General features: G+C 61.9%; 17 protein-coding genes. 8 read left to right on the top strand and 9 right to left on the bottom strand.

Features of this window, described 5'->3' with window-relative positions:
- Window positions 1-19 precede the first annotated feature (19 nt).
- The 6 genes from KVQ74_RS10125 to KVQ74_RS10100 form a co-directional block, all read right to left on the bottom strand.
- A complete protein-coding gene (locus KVQ74_RS10125) occupies window positions 20-358 on the bottom strand; it encodes a HopJ type III effector protein (protein WP_047299789.1) in 339 nt (112 codons plus the stop codon).
- A complete protein-coding gene (locus tag KVQ74_RS10120; RefSeq protein WP_217830935.1) occupies window positions 351-647 on the bottom strand; it encodes a DUF1244 domain-containing protein in 297 nt (98 codons plus the stop codon). The genes KVQ74_RS10125 and KVQ74_RS10120 overlap by 8 nt, the downstream gene beginning before the upstream one ends.
- A gap of 68 nt (window positions 648-715) precedes the next feature.
- A complete protein-coding gene (gene folX / locus KVQ74_RS10115) occupies window positions 716-1,087 on the bottom strand; it encodes a dihydroneopterin triphosphate 2'-epimerase (protein ID WP_217830934.1) in 372 nt (123 codons plus the stop codon).
- The gene (folE, locus tag KVQ74_RS10110; protein WP_217830933.1) at window positions 1,088-1,648 is read right to left on the bottom strand and encodes a GTP cyclohydrolase I FolE; all 561 of its coding nucleotides are present in this window, start codon (window positions 1,646-1,648) and stop codon (window positions 1,088-1,090) included.
- Window positions 1,649-1,670: 22 nt separating this feature from the next.
- The gene (gene folM, locus KVQ74_RS10105) at window positions 1,671-2,381 is read right to left on the bottom strand and encodes a dihydromonapterin reductase (protein WP_217830932.1); all 711 of its coding nucleotides are present in this window, start codon (window positions 2,379-2,381) and stop codon (window positions 1,671-1,673) included.
- Between the two features lie 128 nt (window positions 2,382-2,509).
- Window positions 2,510-3,079 carry an antibiotic biosynthesis monooxygenase gene (locus tag KVQ74_RS10100; RefSeq protein ID WP_217830931.1) on the bottom strand — a complete coding sequence of 190 codons (570 nt, stop codon included), beginning with the start codon at window positions 3,077-3,079 and terminating at the stop codon, window positions 2,510-2,512.
- 212 nt (window positions 3,080-3,291) lie between these two features.
- Here KVQ74_RS10100 and KVQ74_RS10095 point away from each other — a divergent pair, with 212 nt between their 5' ends.
- The gene (locus tag KVQ74_RS10095; RefSeq protein ID WP_217830930.1) at window positions 3,292-4,251 is read left to right on the top strand and encodes a MerR family transcriptional regulator; all 960 of its coding nucleotides are present in this window, start codon (window positions 3,292-3,294) and stop codon (window positions 4,249-4,251) included.
- A 3-nt stretch (window positions 4,252-4,254) separates the two neighbouring features.
- On the opposite strand, the gene KVQ74_RS10090 is transcribed toward KVQ74_RS10095, so the two are convergent.
- Window positions 4,255-4,860, bottom strand: coding sequence for a hypothetical protein (locus tag KVQ74_RS10090; RefSeq protein WP_217830929.1), 606 nt, complete (start codon window positions 4,858-4,860; stop codon window positions 4,255-4,257).
- 54 nt (window positions 4,861-4,914) lie between these two features.
- Window positions 4,915-5,388: a PAS domain-containing protein gene (locus KVQ74_RS10085; RefSeq protein ID WP_217830928.1), complete on the bottom strand. Its 474-nt coding sequence runs from the start codon at window positions 5,386-5,388 to the stop codon at window positions 4,915-4,917.
- Between the two features lie 153 nt (window positions 5,389-5,541).
- On the opposite strand from KVQ74_RS10085, the gene KVQ74_RS10080 reads away from it, so the two are divergent.
- The gene (locus tag KVQ74_RS10080) at window positions 5,542-5,997 is read left to right on the top strand and encodes a flavodoxin (protein WP_217830927.1); all 456 of its coding nucleotides are present in this window, start codon (window positions 5,542-5,544) and stop codon (window positions 5,995-5,997) included.
- On the opposite strand, the gene KVQ74_RS10075 is transcribed toward KVQ74_RS10080, so the two are convergent.
- Window positions 5,987-6,874 (bottom strand): LysR family transcriptional regulator, encoded by an 888-nt coding sequence (locus tag KVQ74_RS10075; protein ID WP_217830926.1) that lies wholly within the window; start codon window positions 6,872-6,874, stop codon window positions 5,987-5,989. The two genes, KVQ74_RS10080 and KVQ74_RS10075, sit on opposite strands and share 11 nt — an antisense overlap.
- Before the next feature lie 96 nt (window positions 6,875-6,970).
- Between KVQ74_RS10075 and KVQ74_RS10070 the strand changes: the two genes are divergently transcribed.
- The 6 genes from KVQ74_RS10070 (at window position 6,971) to KVQ74_RS10045 (ending at window position 13,277) form a co-directional block, all read left to right on the top strand.
- On the top strand, window positions 6,971-7,357 hold the full coding sequence (locus tag KVQ74_RS10070) for a CidA/LrgA family protein (RefSeq protein WP_217830925.1): 387 nt from the start codon (window positions 6,971-6,973) through the stop codon (window positions 7,355-7,357).
- On the top strand, window positions 7,347-8,033 hold the full coding sequence (locus KVQ74_RS10065; RefSeq protein ID WP_217830924.1) for an LrgB family protein: 687 nt from the start codon (window positions 7,347-7,349) through the stop codon (window positions 8,031-8,033). Before KVQ74_RS10070 ends, KVQ74_RS10065 begins: the two co-directional genes overlap by 11 nt.
- Window positions 8,034-8,164: 131 nt before the next feature.
- Window positions 8,165-8,947, top strand: a complete 783-nt coding sequence (locus KVQ74_RS10060; RefSeq protein WP_217830923.1) for a class II aldolase/adducin family protein — start codon at window positions 8,165-8,167, stop codon at window positions 8,945-8,947.
- Entirely contained in the window at window positions 8,947-9,849 is a 903-nt protein-coding gene (locus KVQ74_RS10055) for an alpha/beta fold hydrolase (protein ID WP_217830922.1), read from the top strand. The genes KVQ74_RS10060 and KVQ74_RS10055 overlap by 1 nt, the downstream gene beginning before the upstream one ends.
- Window positions 9,850-10,008: 159 nt before the next feature.
- Complete coding sequence (locus KVQ74_RS10050; protein ID WP_217830921.1) at window positions 10,009-10,920, top strand: SDR family oxidoreductase; 912 nt, start codon at window positions 10,009-10,011, stop codon at window positions 10,918-10,920.
- Window positions 10,921-11,483: 563 nt separating this feature from the next.
- Window positions 11,484-13,277, top strand: coding sequence for a DUF1302 domain-containing protein (locus tag KVQ74_RS10045; protein WP_217830920.1), 1,794 nt, complete (start codon window positions 11,484-11,486; stop codon window positions 13,275-13,277).
- Window positions 13,278-13,291: the final 14 nt, after the last annotated feature.

Below are 13,291 nucleotides of genomic sequence, written 5' to 3'. Positions count from 1 at the left end.
TGCCTGCGGGAGATGAAACTCAGCGGCGGGTCAGCGGTTGTGCGGTGAATTTCACACCGGCCAGCCCGTGCTGGATCAACGCGCGGATATTGCCATGGTCGCTGCCTTCAGGCGTCGCAACCACCGAACGGTAGTGCTCGCCGAATGCCAGCAAGGCTTCTTCATCGCTCAGGCCTTCCAGCAGGGCCAGGCCGAGGGTCTTGCACGAGCCTTCGTTCTGCCCGGCCGCGTTTTCCACGCCGCCGTTGTTGAACGCCTGAGGCTGGTAGTCGTAGCCGGCGGCAATGAATGCCAGGGTATCGGCGAAGGCATGTTCGCCGCTCTTGAGGCTGGCGCGCAGGGTGTTCAGATCACTCATTGGGTTTTCCTTTGGCGAACGCCGCTTGTTGTTCGGCGCTGGCTTCTTGCTGAAATTGGGCTTTCCAGTCGGCGTACGGCATGCCGTAAACCACTTCACGGGCGTCATCAAGGCTGACCTCGATCTGGCGCTCGTCGGCCGCCGCTTTGTACCACTTGGACAGGCAGTTGCGGCAGAACCCGGAGAGGTTCATCAGGTCGATGTTCTGCACGTCCTTGCGGCTGTCCAGATGGGCGACCAGCCGGCGGAAAGCGGCGGCTTCGAGTTCGAGGCGTTGTTGCTCGGTCATGATGGGCTCTGTGCAGTCAAATCGTGGCGCGGATGATAAAAGCCTGGCGGCTGATGCGCCAGACTCGTTCAGCGGCTCGCCGCCAGCGTAATCGACACCGACTCGGCAAAGCGCAAGGCGTGTGGCTTGTCGACTTCGACCTCGGCGTACAGCACCGACTCATTGGCCATCACCCGATCCAGCAGCTCCTGGGTCAGGCGTTCGAGCAGGGCGAAGCGGTTGCCCTCTACGTGGGCGATGATCGCCTTGGTGATGGTGCGGTAATTGAGGGCGTGGTCGATGTCGTTGTCCCGCACCGCCTCTTGCGCGGCGTACAGGATGGTCAGGTTGATCAGCACGTCCTGCTTGTTGAGGATCTCGTCTTCGTTGATCCCGATAAAGGTGCGCAGGCGCAGATCCTTGACCCGGATGCGCGCCATTCCCGGTTGAAGTTGTGGCATTTACTTGCTCCGTCCAATCAATTGCAGGAACTCCTGGCGGGTGTTGCTCGACTCGCGAAAGGCGCCGAGCATGACCGAGGTGTTCATGGTCGAATTCTGTTTCTCGACACCGCGCATCATCATGCACATGTGCCGGGCTTCGATGACCACCGCGACTCCGGCGGCCTCGGTGACTTGCTGGATCGCGTCGGCGATCTGGCGGGTGAGGTTTTCCTGAATCTGCAGGCGGCGGGCGAACATGTCCACCAGCCGTGCGATCTTCGACAGCCCCAACACCTTGCCCGTCGGAATATAAGCCACATGGGCCTTGCCGATGAAGGGCAGCAGGTGATGCTCGCACAACGAGTACAGCTCGATGTCGGCGACGATGATCATCTCGTCGGAGTCGGAGGCAAACAGCGCGCCATTGACGATGTCGTCGACGCTCTGCCCATAACCGTGACACAGGTATTGCATGGCCTTGGCTGCACGCAGCGGCGTGTCGAGCAAACCTTCGCGGTCGGGATTTTCGCCGAGGCCGATCAGGATTTCACGATAGTTCTCGGGCAGGGACAGGCTCATGGAACATCCTCGCTGGGCGGTTTTACTTGACGTGCCGCCCGCCGTTGACGGTCAGGGTGGTGCCGGTGACATAAGGGTTGTCGAGCAGATAACGCAGGCTCTGGTAGATCACGTCGCTGCCGGGCTCGATGCCCAGCGCCGACTTTGCCAGTGCCTTGGCGCGGTATGCCGCGTCGTCGTCGGGATTGAACAATAGCAGGGCCGGCGCGATGCCGTTGACCTTGATTGCCGGCGCATAGCGCGCGGCGAAGGACAGGGTCAGGCTGTCGAGCCCGGCCTTGCTGGCGCAATAACCGATGTGTTTGCTGCTGCCCTTGCGTGTGACGTCATCGCTGATGTGGATGATGTCGGCCGGGTTTGAATGTTGCAGCAGCTCGGCGCAGTGCAGGTTGATCAGATACGGCGCCAGCATGTGAATGTTGACCATGCGGGTGAAGGCCTCGGCTTCACCGCCCGGGGTTTCCTCCAGCCATTCGGACGCGTTGTGGATGATGGCCCGCAGGCTGTCGGTGCGGGTCTTCAATTCGGTGATGAAGGCCAGGATCGTCGCTTCGCTGGAGAAGTCGGCGAACACGCCGATAGCGCCGAGATCGCGTAACGCCTGCACACCGGGGCGCTCGCTGCGATAGGTGAAGATCACTCGATGGCCGTCCTCGAGCAAGCGCTGCGCGCAATGCAGGCCGACACGCTGGCCGGCGCCGGTGATCAGGATCGGGGCGGAGGATGTGGTCATGAACGGCTCGCGTCGCGGTGGGTGCAAAAACTATAACAGCGAGACGCTTCAAAAGATTGCCGACAGCTCCTGCATCAGGTGATGTAGAACCCGCAGGAGCTGTCGCGTCAAACGCGCCGGCGATCGCTTTACCGGTTCTGTGCCGAAGGCGCGGCCGGCAACTGACGTACAGGCGTGCCGTTCAGCCAGTTGGCCAGCAACCGGGTCGACAGCGGAATGAAGAAGTAAACCATCAACGGTGTCAGGCACAGGGTACTGACGAACACCCGTGGCAGCAGGCTCATCTCTGCGAGCAGCGGGCCGAGGACGAAGTTGAACAGCAGGGACACCGGGAAGAACGCCAGCCAGATCGCCACGGCCTGTTTCCAGCGTGGCGGACGTTGACCGGCTGCGCCGAACCAGCCTTCGATGCCGCTGACGCGATGCTCTTTGGGATGGGCGAACAGGTCACTGCCGCGGGCCAGCCAGGCCGTGCGTGACGCGGAGTGTTCCCAGGCGTGCAATGTGTGTTCGTCGACGAAGCGGAAAATGATCTGGAATTCGTTATCGCCGGGCGGCGGTGCCAGCACGCCGGAGCCGAGATAACCGGGGAAGTCGGTCGCCAGTTGCTCGCCTTCGCGCAGCCAGGCAATCAGGTCCTGATAGCGGCCGTCGGCGACGCGACGCGCAACCATCAGCGTGACGGGGGAAGTAGACATTGTGTATCTCCGTATTTCGGGGGCGTCGCTCCGGATAAGAGTTTCGCCTGACGCAGCGCCGGGGTGCTGGGCTGCGCTTTTTGACAAGCAAGGATTATTCCTGATTCCGGTGATCGAATTCCAGACGTCCGCACCCGTTCAGCGCTTGAATCGGTATGGGGCATCAGGAGTAGAATGGGATCCAAATACGCCGAGTGGACGTGTACGTACATATGCCTGTCATTGCCGATATCCGTCCTGATTCCGAGGCTCCTGTTGCGCTTGATCGCGTCGATCTTTTCCCCATCCGCGAAGTGGCCCGGCTCACTGGCGTGAACCCGGTGACGTTACGTGCCTGGGAACGACGCTATGGTCTGATCCAGCCGACGCGCACCGAAAGTGGGCACAGGTTGTATTCGATGACCGATATCGAGCACGTGCGCAGCATTGTCGACTGGATCGATCGCGGTGTGGCGGTGAGCAAGGTCGGCAAGATCCTGGCGAAGACCGAACCGCGCAAGGTCCTGGCGAACATCATTTCCGACGACCAGGTGCAGGCGGATTACCTGCAATGGCAGGAACAGATCCAGCGGGCGGTCAGTTCGTTCGACGATCAGGAACTGGACCGGGTCTACGGACAGATTTTTTCTTCCTATCCCTTGCCCGTAGTGTTCCAGGACATCCTGATGCCGTTGTGGCTGCAATTGCTGCAACGCCAGGAGGCGTTCGGACAGACCAGCGAATGGTTGTTCTTCGACGGCTTCCTGCGGGCGCGGGTGCTGCACCGGATCATCATGCTGCGTGGCTCGCAGCCGCGCCGGGTGATTGTCAGTGCCCTGTCCGGGCAATGCCGTGAGCTGGAGCTGCTGGTGGCGGCGCTGTTTCTGAGCGACAACGACTCGGGTGTTCGCGTGCTGACCACCGGCCAGCCGTTCGACGAGCTGACACTGGTCTGCGAAAAGATCAAGCCACAGGCGCTGGTGCTGTTTTCCAATCACGCACCCGGCCCTGAACTGCCACGGCGTCTGAACCGGCTGGCGTTGAGTCTGGATTGTCAGCTGATGCTGGCAGGCGATGCGTCCGACCTGGTGCAGGACAGCCTGGCCGGATCGTCAGTGGCTTGCCTGGGCAATGAAGGCGCGACCATGCGCCAGCGCATGGTGCAGTTTCTGGCGGGTGCCCTCGATACCTGAAACTCAGGTGTGCAGGGCAGGATGGGTCAGGCGGTGTTGCTGCAGGATGAACTGGCGCAGACGCTCGGTTTCATCGGCGTCGGTCTGGCTCAGTTCATAGGCGTAGAAGCCGTTTTCGGTTTCCCGTTCGAACGTACCGCGCAGGGAAATCCGCTCATAACCCGACGGGCTGAACCACAGGGCGAAATGCTTCGGTGCCTTGGTCTTGTTGCGCACTTCCAGCAGCACACCTTTGTGCGAAACCTCATGCACCCATAACGTCCCCGGCTGCCCCTTGGCGTTTTCCAGAGCCACCGGCTCTTCCAGTGCCAGGCGCCATGGGCGAACCATCGGGCCATCTTCGTAAATGCTCGGCACGCCCAGGCGCAAATGCATGGCGTGGAACTCGTCCTCGACCAGCGACAGCGGGAAGGTCATTTTGTGATTGTCGAAGTTGGCCTGGATCGTCACGCCTTCATGGGCGGCGAGGCGCGTGAGCAGGTCGCGGATCTGCGAACCGCCGTTGACCAGCAGACTCGACGTCGCATCCCGCACATTGAGTTGCGGGTTGTGCTGCATGGTCTGGATGAAATCCAGCTCGTCCTGGGTAAGGAGGGCGTCGCGTTGCATGGTCAACTCGAAAGAAATAGTTACAAAGCTATTGGTGATTGTAGTTAATGACCATTAGTTCGCAGTTTTGTTTGCGCCGTTCGTCGCTTTGAGGGCGGCGAGTTCGGCTTCCAGTGCCGCCACCTGCGCCTCAAGCTGTACCACCCGCTGCTGCGCCTTGACCTGCACCGTGACGTCCTTTTGTACGCCGACGAAATAAGTCTGGCCGTCGTCTGCGTTCACCGTCGACAGCGACAGTTCATTCCAGAACGGCGTGCCGTCCTTGCGATAGTTGCGCAGGATCTCGCGGCACGATCCGCCGTTCTGCAGTGTGTCACGAATCAGCCCCAGGTTTGCCTGATCGCGATCTCCGGCCTGGAGAAAACGGCAGTCCTGATAGAGGATTTCCTCGCTGGTGTAACCGGTCAGACGTTCGAACGCCGGGTTCACGTAAATCAGGATGTTGTCCTGGTCGCCTTCCTTTTCAGCGACCACGATTCCATCGTTCGACGCGTTGATCACCATTTGCAGCAGGCTGGCATTAATCATCTCTGAATCCGTTCAAGGTGGGCGGTGACAGGCATTCTAGAAGATCGCCCGGTGCTGTCTACTGGCTATCAGCGTCAGTTGAGAGCCAATCGCAACTTTGTCGTTACGGCTGTTAATATCGCCGCTCTTTTTTTCAGTTTCAGGATCAGATTGATGAAAGTCGCCATCCTTTCCGGCTCGGTCTACGGCACGGCCGAAGAAGTCGCCCGTCATGCCCAGAGCCTGTTGAAAGCCGCCGGTTTCGAAACCTTCTACAACGCCCGCGCGAGTCTGGCGGACATCCAGGCTTTCGGCCCCGAAGCGTTTCTCGCGGTGACCTCGACCACTGGCATGGGTGAGCTGCCGGACAATCTGCAACCGCTGTACTCGACCCTGCGCGATCAATTGCCGGCTGCCTGGCGTGGCATGCCGGGTGCGGTCATCGCGCTGGGTGATGCCAGCTACGGCGACACCTTCTGCGGCGGTGGCGAGCAAATGCGCGAACTGTTCGGCGAACTGGGCCTGCGCGAAGTCCAGGACATGCTGCGTCTGGACGCCAGCGAAAGTGTCACCCCGGAAACCGACGCCGAGCCATGGCTGGCGCAGTTGATCGCCGCACTCAAGGGCTGATCGCGGGTTCACGCAGCAACGCCAGCCAGGCCTGCGCCGCCTTCGACAGATAGGCACCGTGGCGCCAGATGAAGGCGATGTCCCAGCGCAGGTAATCCGGCGCGCGCAAGGTCAGGCGCACAACGCCCGGTCGCACCAGGCCACGCGCGACCACGCTGGGCAGCAGCACCACGCCTTGGCCGGCGGCCACCAGCGCCGCGAGGAAATCAGCCTGGCCGCTGCGCCCGCCTTCCTTCGGGGTGAAGCCCAGTTGCTGGCAGGCCTGGAGCAAGCGGTCGTTGAGGACGAAGCTGCGCTGATACAGCAGGAAGGGCGTGTCGGCCAGTTCCTCCAGGCCGATTTCACCTTTCCCCGCCAACGGATGATCCACCGGCAGCAACGCATCCAGCGGTTCGTCGCAGAACGGCTGGCAGTCGAACTGCGGATCTTTCGGCAACAGGCCGCCGCCCAGTTCCAGTTCGCCACTCAACACCGCCTGCTCGATATTGCGGCTGCCGCCTTCGAGCAACTGGATGCTGATGTTCGGATAGCGTCGGCGGTATTCGGCGAACAGCCCGGCAAACAACGCATCGCTGCCCAGCAATGGCAGCCCGAGTCGCAGCTCGCCCCGCGCCAGGTGGCTGAGATCGTCCAGCTCGCTGAGCAATTCATTGCGCAGGCGCAGCATGCCCTCGGCCCGTTGCAGCACCACGCTGCCGGCGGCCGTCAGGCGCAGTTGCGAGCCGAGCCGTTCGAGCAGCGGCGTGCCCAGGCTCTGCTCCAGTTGCGCGACCTGTTTGCTCACCGCCGACTGACTGATGTGCAGGGTTTTCGCCGCTTGGGTGAAGCCGCCTTGATGCATGACTTCGACGAAGCTGCGCAGTTGTTTGAAATCCATGTGGGTAATTCCAGATTGGAATGGCTTCGAGTCTAACAATTCGCTTCGGGGATGGCAGCGCGCTTCGTAAAATGGACGCCTGTCAGGAGTCCCCCCATGAAATCTTCAACGCTCAAACACCTTTCCCGTCTGCTCGCCGAACTGGCCGTGCTGCTTGGTCTTTACCTGCTCGGGTGCCAGATTGGCGCGTGGCTGGGGTGGCCGATTCCTGGCGGGGTGATCGGCATGGCGCTGTTGCTGCTGGCGTTCGCCGCCGGCTGGGTGAAACCGGCGGCGCTGCAATTGGGGGCGGGGTTGTTGATGGCCGAGATGCTGCTGTTTTTCATCCCGGCCTTGATGAGCCTGCTCGACTACGGCGCGATGTTGCGCAACGACGGCTGGCGGATCGCCCTGGTGATCGGCGCCAGCACGCTGATGGTGATGCTGGTGACGGCCTTCACGGTAGAACTGGCGGTGCGCCTGAGGCGGTCCCATGAAGCTTGAACTGATGCCGATGTTCTGGCTGTCCTTCACCTTGCTGGCTTATCTGTTCAGCCGCTGGCTGTATCGTCGGACCGGACGCTATCTGCTCTCTCCATTGATCCTGGTGCCGGCGCTGCTGCTGGCCGTGGCGGTGCCGTTGCACACCGCGTATGCCGAATACTCCAGCAACACCCATTGGCTGATGCTGGTACTCGGCCCGGTGACTGTGGCGTTTGCCGTGCCGATCTGGCAGCAGCGGCGGTTGCTGGTCCGGCACTGGTCGGCGTTGTTGCTGGGCATGCTGGCGGGCAGCGCAGCGTCGATCGGTACTTCGTTCGGTCTGGCGAAACTGTTGGCGCTGGACAGTTCGGTAACGCTGTCGCTGGTGCCGCGTTCGATCACCACGCCCTTCGCCATGCCACTGGCGCAGGACCTGGGTGGCGTGCCTGAACTGACAGCGGTTTTCGTGATGTTCACCGGGGTGTTCGGCGCGATGCTCGGCGGTGTGCTGCTCAAGTGGCTGCCCCTGCGCAGCGCCCTGGCGCGCGGCGCGTTGTTCGGGGTTGGCGCCCATGGCGCCGGGGTGAGTCGTGCCCATGAAGTGGGGGGCGAAGAAGGCTCGGTGGCGGGGCTGGTGATGGTGCTGACCGGGCTGCTCAACCTGTTCGCCGCCCCTTTGTTGGCGTCGTTGCTTTGACATGGATCCAAAGGGTTTACGTTGCTGACTCGTTCAGTCATCAAGCTGGCTGCGAACGCAACTACGTGAACTCCCGGGGCTGACTAGACTGCTGAGAAGTGCAAAACAATAAGAAAGCAGAGGTGCATACAGTGAGCGTAGCCCCCGTCCAGTCCCCCCCGAATGTCAAAAATCAGGTCAGTGCCGCGGAATGGCAGACCCGTGTCGATCTTGCCGCCTGTTATCGCCTGGTTGCCTTGCATGGCTGGGATGACCTGATCTTCACCCACATCTCCGCCAAGGTGCCGGGCACCGAAGATTTCCTGATCAATCCGTTCGGCCTGATGTTTCACGAGATCACCGCGTCGAGCCTGGTGAAGGTCGATCAGGCCGGCCACAAACTCATGGACAGCCCCTACGAGATCAATCCCGCCGGCTACACCATCCACAGCGCCGTGCATGAAGTACGGCACGATGTAGCGTGCGTACTGCACACGCATACGGCCTCGGGTGTCGCGGTGTCGGCGCAGAAACAGGGCGTGCTGCCGATCAGCCAGCAGTCGTTGTTCGTGCTGTCGAGTCTGGGTTATCACGCCTACGAAGGGGTGGCGCTGAATCACGAAGAAAAGGCGCGGTTGCAGGCCGACCTCGGCGAGAGCAACTTCCTGATGCTGCACAACCATGGTCTGCTGACCTGCGGCGGCACCATCGCCGACACCTTCCTGATGATGTTCACCTTCCAGCGTGCCTGCGACATTCAGGTCATGGCGCAGACCGGCAATGCCGAACTGATCGCCATCGAGCCGCAGATTCTGGCCGGGGCCAAAGCGATGATCGCCGGCGTCACCAAGAGCGCTCAAGGCATGGGCGGTGCGCTGGCCTGGCCTGCGTTGCTGCGCAAACTCGATCAACAAGACGCGGGTTATAAACTCTAATGCCTCTCTCCGAGATTCCTCTGAGTGTCTGGCGCAAACGCAGTCAGACGTTTGTCTTCCGTGGTCAGTCGATCCGTTACTGGACCGCCGGGCAGGGCGAGCCGCTGTTGTTGATCCATGGCTTCCCGACCGCCAGTTGGGACTGGCATTACCTCTGGCAGCCGCTGACGCAGCGCTATCGGGTCATTGCCTGCGACATGCTCGGTTTCGGCGATTCGGCCAAACCGCTGAACCACACCTACAGCCTGCTGGAACAGGCCGACCTGCAACAGGCGTTGCTCGCGCATCTGCAAGTCGAACAATCGGTGCATGTGCTGGCGCACGATTACGGCGACAGCGTCGCTCAGGAGTTGCTCGCGCGGCATTACGAAGGCCTGATCGACGTCGCCAGTTGCGTGTTCCTCAACGGTGGCCTGTTTCCCGAAACCCACCGGCCGGTGCTGATGCAGAAGCTCTTGCTGAGCCCGTTGGGCTGGATGATCGGCCGCGCGTTCACCCGGGACAGGCTGGTGAAAAGTTTCCGCCAGGTGTTCGGCCCGCAGACCCGCCCGAGCGAAAGCGAGATGGATGATTTCTGGAGCCTGATCGAAACCCATCACGGCCCGCGCATCATGCACAAACTGATCAGCTATATCCCGGAGCGCCGGGTGCAGCGGGATCGTTGGGTCGCGGCGATGCAACGTGGCGAGATTCCGATGCGGGTGATCGACGGCGAGGTCGATCCGATTTCCGGCGCGCACATGGTCGAGCGTTTTCGCGAGTTGATTGCGGACGCGGACACCGTGCTGTTGTCGGGCATCGGCCACTATCCGCAGACCGAAGCGCCGATGCAGGTGCTCAAGCACTACCTGGCATTTCGCGAGCGCCAGGCTTTACCGCCGCTCAAAGTGGCGTGTTCCTGAACGGATCGCAGCCCGCCGGCTGCGATCTTTGGATTTCCATCCGCATCATCCCCCTGCCTTATTGCGCACCATTCAGCCTCAGCCGTGTTCGTTGTGACCGAAAGCGCCGTGCCTGACACTCGGGATCACTGTCCCCCTCAGGCCTGCTGGAGTTCCCCGATGAATGAGTCTGTGCGTTTCGAAGATAAAGTCGTGATCGTGACTGGAGCCGGCGGCGGCCTGGGGCGGGCGCACGCGCTGCTGTTCGCCCGGCAGGGCGCCAAAGTGCTGGTCAACGACCTCGGCGGCTCGACTCAGGGTGAGGGCGCCAACGCGTCGGCCGCTGACCGCGTGGTGGCCGAGATCCGCGCGGCCGGCGGTATCGCCGAAGCCAACCACGACTCCGTCACCGACGGCGACAAACTGGTGCAGAACGCCCTCGATGCATTCGGTCGCGTCGACGTGGTGGTCAACAACGCCGGCATCCTGCGTGACAAGACGTTCCACAAGATGGAAGACGCCGACTGGGACCTGGTTTACCGCGTCCATGTCGAAGGCGCCTACAAAGTCACCCGCGCCGCATGGCCGCATCTGCGCGAGCAAAACTACGGCCGGGTGATCTTCACCGCGTCGACCTCGGGCATCTACGGCAACTTCGGCCAGTCCAACTACGGCATGGCCAAACTCGGCCTCTACGGCCTGACCCGGACACTGGCGATCGAAGGTCGCAAGAACAACATCCTGGTCAACGCCATCGCCCCCACTGGCGGCACGCGCATGACCGAAGGCCTGATCCCGCCGCAGGTTTTCGAACAACTCAAGCCGGAACTGGTCAGCCCGCTGGTGGTGTTTCTCGGCAGCGAGCAATGCCAGGAAACCTCAGGCCTGTTCGAGGTCGGTGGCGGCTGGATGGGCAAGGTGCGTTGGGAGCGCAGCCTGGGCGCCGGGTTCGATCCTCGCGTCGGTTTTTCCCCGGAAGACGTCGCGGCGCACTGGCAGCAGATCTGTGATTTCGAAGGTGCGGCGCATCCGAAGGACAACATCGAGGCACTGAAGGAAATGATGGGGAATCTGCAGAAGTATTCGTTGTAAGCGAGGCGGGCCACCCAGCCAATGCCCGGTGGCCCGACTTCCCGCCAGACGTACTGCTTTCATCCTGCCTGTCCGCTGCTGCCCGCATGCACGACAAAAAACACCGCCCATAAAAAAGGCCGCTGCAAACGCAGCGGCCAAGGTAAGACGTTGGATCAAGGAGCTACAAATCAACGTCAGTGAACACCGGGGCGATCAGCCGAAAATGCTTCGACTCATCTGAAATCTGTCGCCGCTGGCGTGAATGACTCACGGCCGGGGCTTCGTGCTTTCTCGCGGTCTGCCGTGAAAGCCCGCTCAGAATAAGGGCTTGAGGCCTACAGAAAAATACCGATTCCGGACATGCACTGTTACGGTGCGTGTAACAGTTGCGGTGCGCTGGCGCGGGCATTATCCGTCGCGTTGATCCTGCGTCATCCAGCCTGTCGATGGCCCGCGCCAGGCCCCGTCGCAGGCGGGCATTCATCCTTTGGAGCGACAGCGCGAATACCTCCTTGGTGCGCTTATCGTCCCGGTGTGGCGGCAGTAGGGTGGGGCCTTCTGTCACTCACCGGGGAAGACGCATGACAAAAACAACAATGCGCGCCATCTTCACACCGCAAGCGCTGGCGGCTGCGGTGGCCTTGGGTTGCTGTGCCCAGGCGCACGCGGTTTCGTTCAATATCGGGGAAATCGAAGGCACGTTCGACTCGTCGCTGTCGGTCGGCGCCAGTTGGGGCATGCGCGATGCCGACAAGTCGCTGGTCGGTACGGTCAATGGCGGTACGGGCCAGTCTTCGACCGGTGATGACGGGCGCCTCAACTTCAAGAAAGGCGAGACGTTCTCCAAGATCTTCAAGGGTATCCATGACCTTGAGTTGAAGTACGGCGACACCGGCGTGTTCGTGCGTGGCAAGTACTGGTACGACTTCGAGCTCAAGGACGAAGACCGCGAGTTCAAGCCGATCAGCGACAAGGGTCGCAAGGAGGGCGCCAAGTCGTCCGGTGCGCAGATTCTCGACGCCTTCATCTATCACAACTACAACATCGCCGATCTGCCCGGCACCGTGCGCGCCGGCAAGCAGGTGGTCAGTTGGGGCGAAAGTACCTTCATCGGCAACTCGATCAACAGCATCAACCCGATCGACGTCTCGGCGTTCCGCCGCCCAGGCGCGGAGATCAAGGAAGGCCTGATTCCGGTGAACATGCTGTTCGCCTCCCAGGGCCTCACCGACAGATTGACCGTCGAAGGCTTCTACCAACTGGAGTGGGATCAGACCGTTCTCGACAACTGCGGCACTTTCTTCGGCGTCGACGTGGCGGCGGATGGCTGCAATAACGGCTACACCGTCGGCAGTCCGGCGATTGCCCCGCTGGCGCCGTTGGCGGCAGCGTTCGGGCAACCGATTCAGGTGACTCGTGAAGGCGTGGTCGTGCCCCGTGGCGGCGACCGTGATGCGCGGGACTCCGGGCAATGGGGCACGGCACTGCGCTGGCTCGGCGACGACACCGAGTACGGCCTCTACTTCATGAACTACCACAGCCGCACGCCAACGGTCGGCACCACCACCGCCGGCCTGTCGACCCTGGCGGCATTGCCGGGGATGGTCGGCATTGCCAATGGACTGGCTCCCGGCAGCGGCTCGGGGCTGGCGCAAAGCGTGATGCTCGGACGCGGCCAGTACTACCTGGAATACCCGGAAGACATTCGCCTCTACGGCGCGAGTTTCTCCACCACGCTGCCGACCGGCACCGCATGGACCGGCGAAGTCAGCTACCGGCCCAACGCCCCGGTGCAGGTCAACACCAACGACCTGACCCTGGCGCTGCTCAACCCGATTGCCGGCGGTGCGGCATCACCGCTGACCACGTCCCCCGGTGCCGACAACAAGGGCTACCGGCGCAAGGAAGTGACGCAGATCCAGAGCACCCTGACGCACTTCTTCGATCAGGTGCTGGGGGCCGAACGCCTGACCGTGGTGGGTGAAGCGGCGGTGGTGCATGTCGGTGGTCTGGAGGCGCGCAGCAAGCTGCGTTATGGCCGCGATTCGGTGTACGGCCAGTACGGTTTCGGGGGCGACACCGACGGCTTCGTCACCTCGACCTCCTGGGGCTACCGCGCCCGGGCGATCCTCGATTACGCCAACGTGATCGGCGGGATCAACCTCAAGCCCAACCTGTCCTGGTCCCACGACGTTTCCGGCTACGGCCCCAACGGCCTGTTCAACGAAGGCGCCAAGGCAATCAGCGTCGGGGTCGATGCCGACTACCGCAACACCTACACCGCGAGCCTGAGTTACACCGACTTTTTCGGTGGCGACTACAACACCCTCGAAGACCGTGACTTCGTGGCGCTCAGCTTCGGCGTGAACTTCTGATCTGCCCGAGAAGG

Origin of the sequence: Pseudomonas botevensis, from assembly GCF_019145475.1 — a bacterium.
GTDB lineage: Bacteria > Pseudomonadota > Gammaproteobacteria > Pseudomonadales > Pseudomonadaceae > Aquipseudomonas > Aquipseudomonas botevensis.
Note: the sequence above shows the minus strand (reverse complement) of the source record. Positions and strands in the feature narration are given on the sequence as shown.

Bases quoted from the DNA above. Each gene is read 5' to 3' on its own strand.
- KVQ74_RS10125 (WP_047299789.1), bottom strand. From the start codon at position 358: ATGAGTGATCTGAACACCCTGCGCGCCAGCCTCAAGAGCGGCGAACAT.
- KVQ74_RS10120 (WP_217830935.1), bottom strand. From the start codon at position 647: ATGACCGAGCAACAACGCCTCGAACTCGAAGCCGCCGCTTTCCGCCGG.
- folX (WP_217830934.1), bottom strand. From the start codon at position 1,087: ATGCCACAACTTCAACCGGGAATGGCGCGCATCCGGGTCAAGGATCTG.
- folE (WP_217830933.1), bottom strand. From the start codon at position 1,648: ATGAGCCTGTCCCTGCCCGAGAACTATCGTGAAATCCTGATCGGCCTC.
- folM (WP_217830932.1), bottom strand. From the start codon at position 2,381: ATGACCACATCCTCCGCCCCGATCCTGATCACCGGCGCCGGCCAGCGT.
- KVQ74_RS10100 (WP_217830931.1), bottom strand. From the start codon at position 3,079: ATGTCTACTTCCCCCGTCACGCTGATGGTTGCGCGTCGCGTCGCCGAC.
- KVQ74_RS10095 (WP_217830930.1), top strand. From the start codon at position 3,292: ATGCCTGTCATTGCCGATATCCGTCCTGATTCCGAGGCTCCTGTTGCG.
- KVQ74_RS10090 (WP_217830929.1), bottom strand. From the start codon at position 4,860: ATGCAACGCGACGCCCTCCTTACCCAGGACGAGCTGGATTTCATCCAG.
- KVQ74_RS10085 (WP_217830928.1), bottom strand. From the start codon at position 5,388: ATGATTAATGCCAGCCTGCTGCAAATGGTGATCAACGCGTCGAACGAT.
- KVQ74_RS10080 (WP_217830927.1), top strand. From the start codon at position 5,542: ATGAAAGTCGCCATCCTTTCCGGCTCGGTCTACGGCACGGCCGAAGAA.
- KVQ74_RS10075 (WP_217830926.1), bottom strand. From the start codon at position 6,874: ATGGATTTCAAACAACTGCGCAGCTTCGTCGAAGTCATGCATCAAGGC.
- KVQ74_RS10070 (WP_217830925.1), top strand. From the start codon at position 6,971: ATGAAATCTTCAACGCTCAAACACCTTTCCCGTCTGCTCGCCGAACTG.
- KVQ74_RS10065 (WP_217830924.1), top strand. From the start codon at position 7,347: ATGAAGCTTGAACTGATGCCGATGTTCTGGCTGTCCTTCACCTTGCTG.
- KVQ74_RS10055 (WP_217830922.1), top strand. From the start codon at position 8,947: ATGCCTCTCTCCGAGATTCCTCTGAGTGTCTGGCGCAAACGCAGTCAG.
- KVQ74_RS10050 (WP_217830921.1), top strand. From the start codon at position 10,009: ATGAATGAGTCTGTGCGTTTCGAAGATAAAGTCGTGATCGTGACTGGA.
- KVQ74_RS10045 (WP_217830920.1), top strand. From the start codon at position 11,484: ATGACAAAAACAACAATGCGCGCCATCTTCACACCGCAAGCGCTGGCG.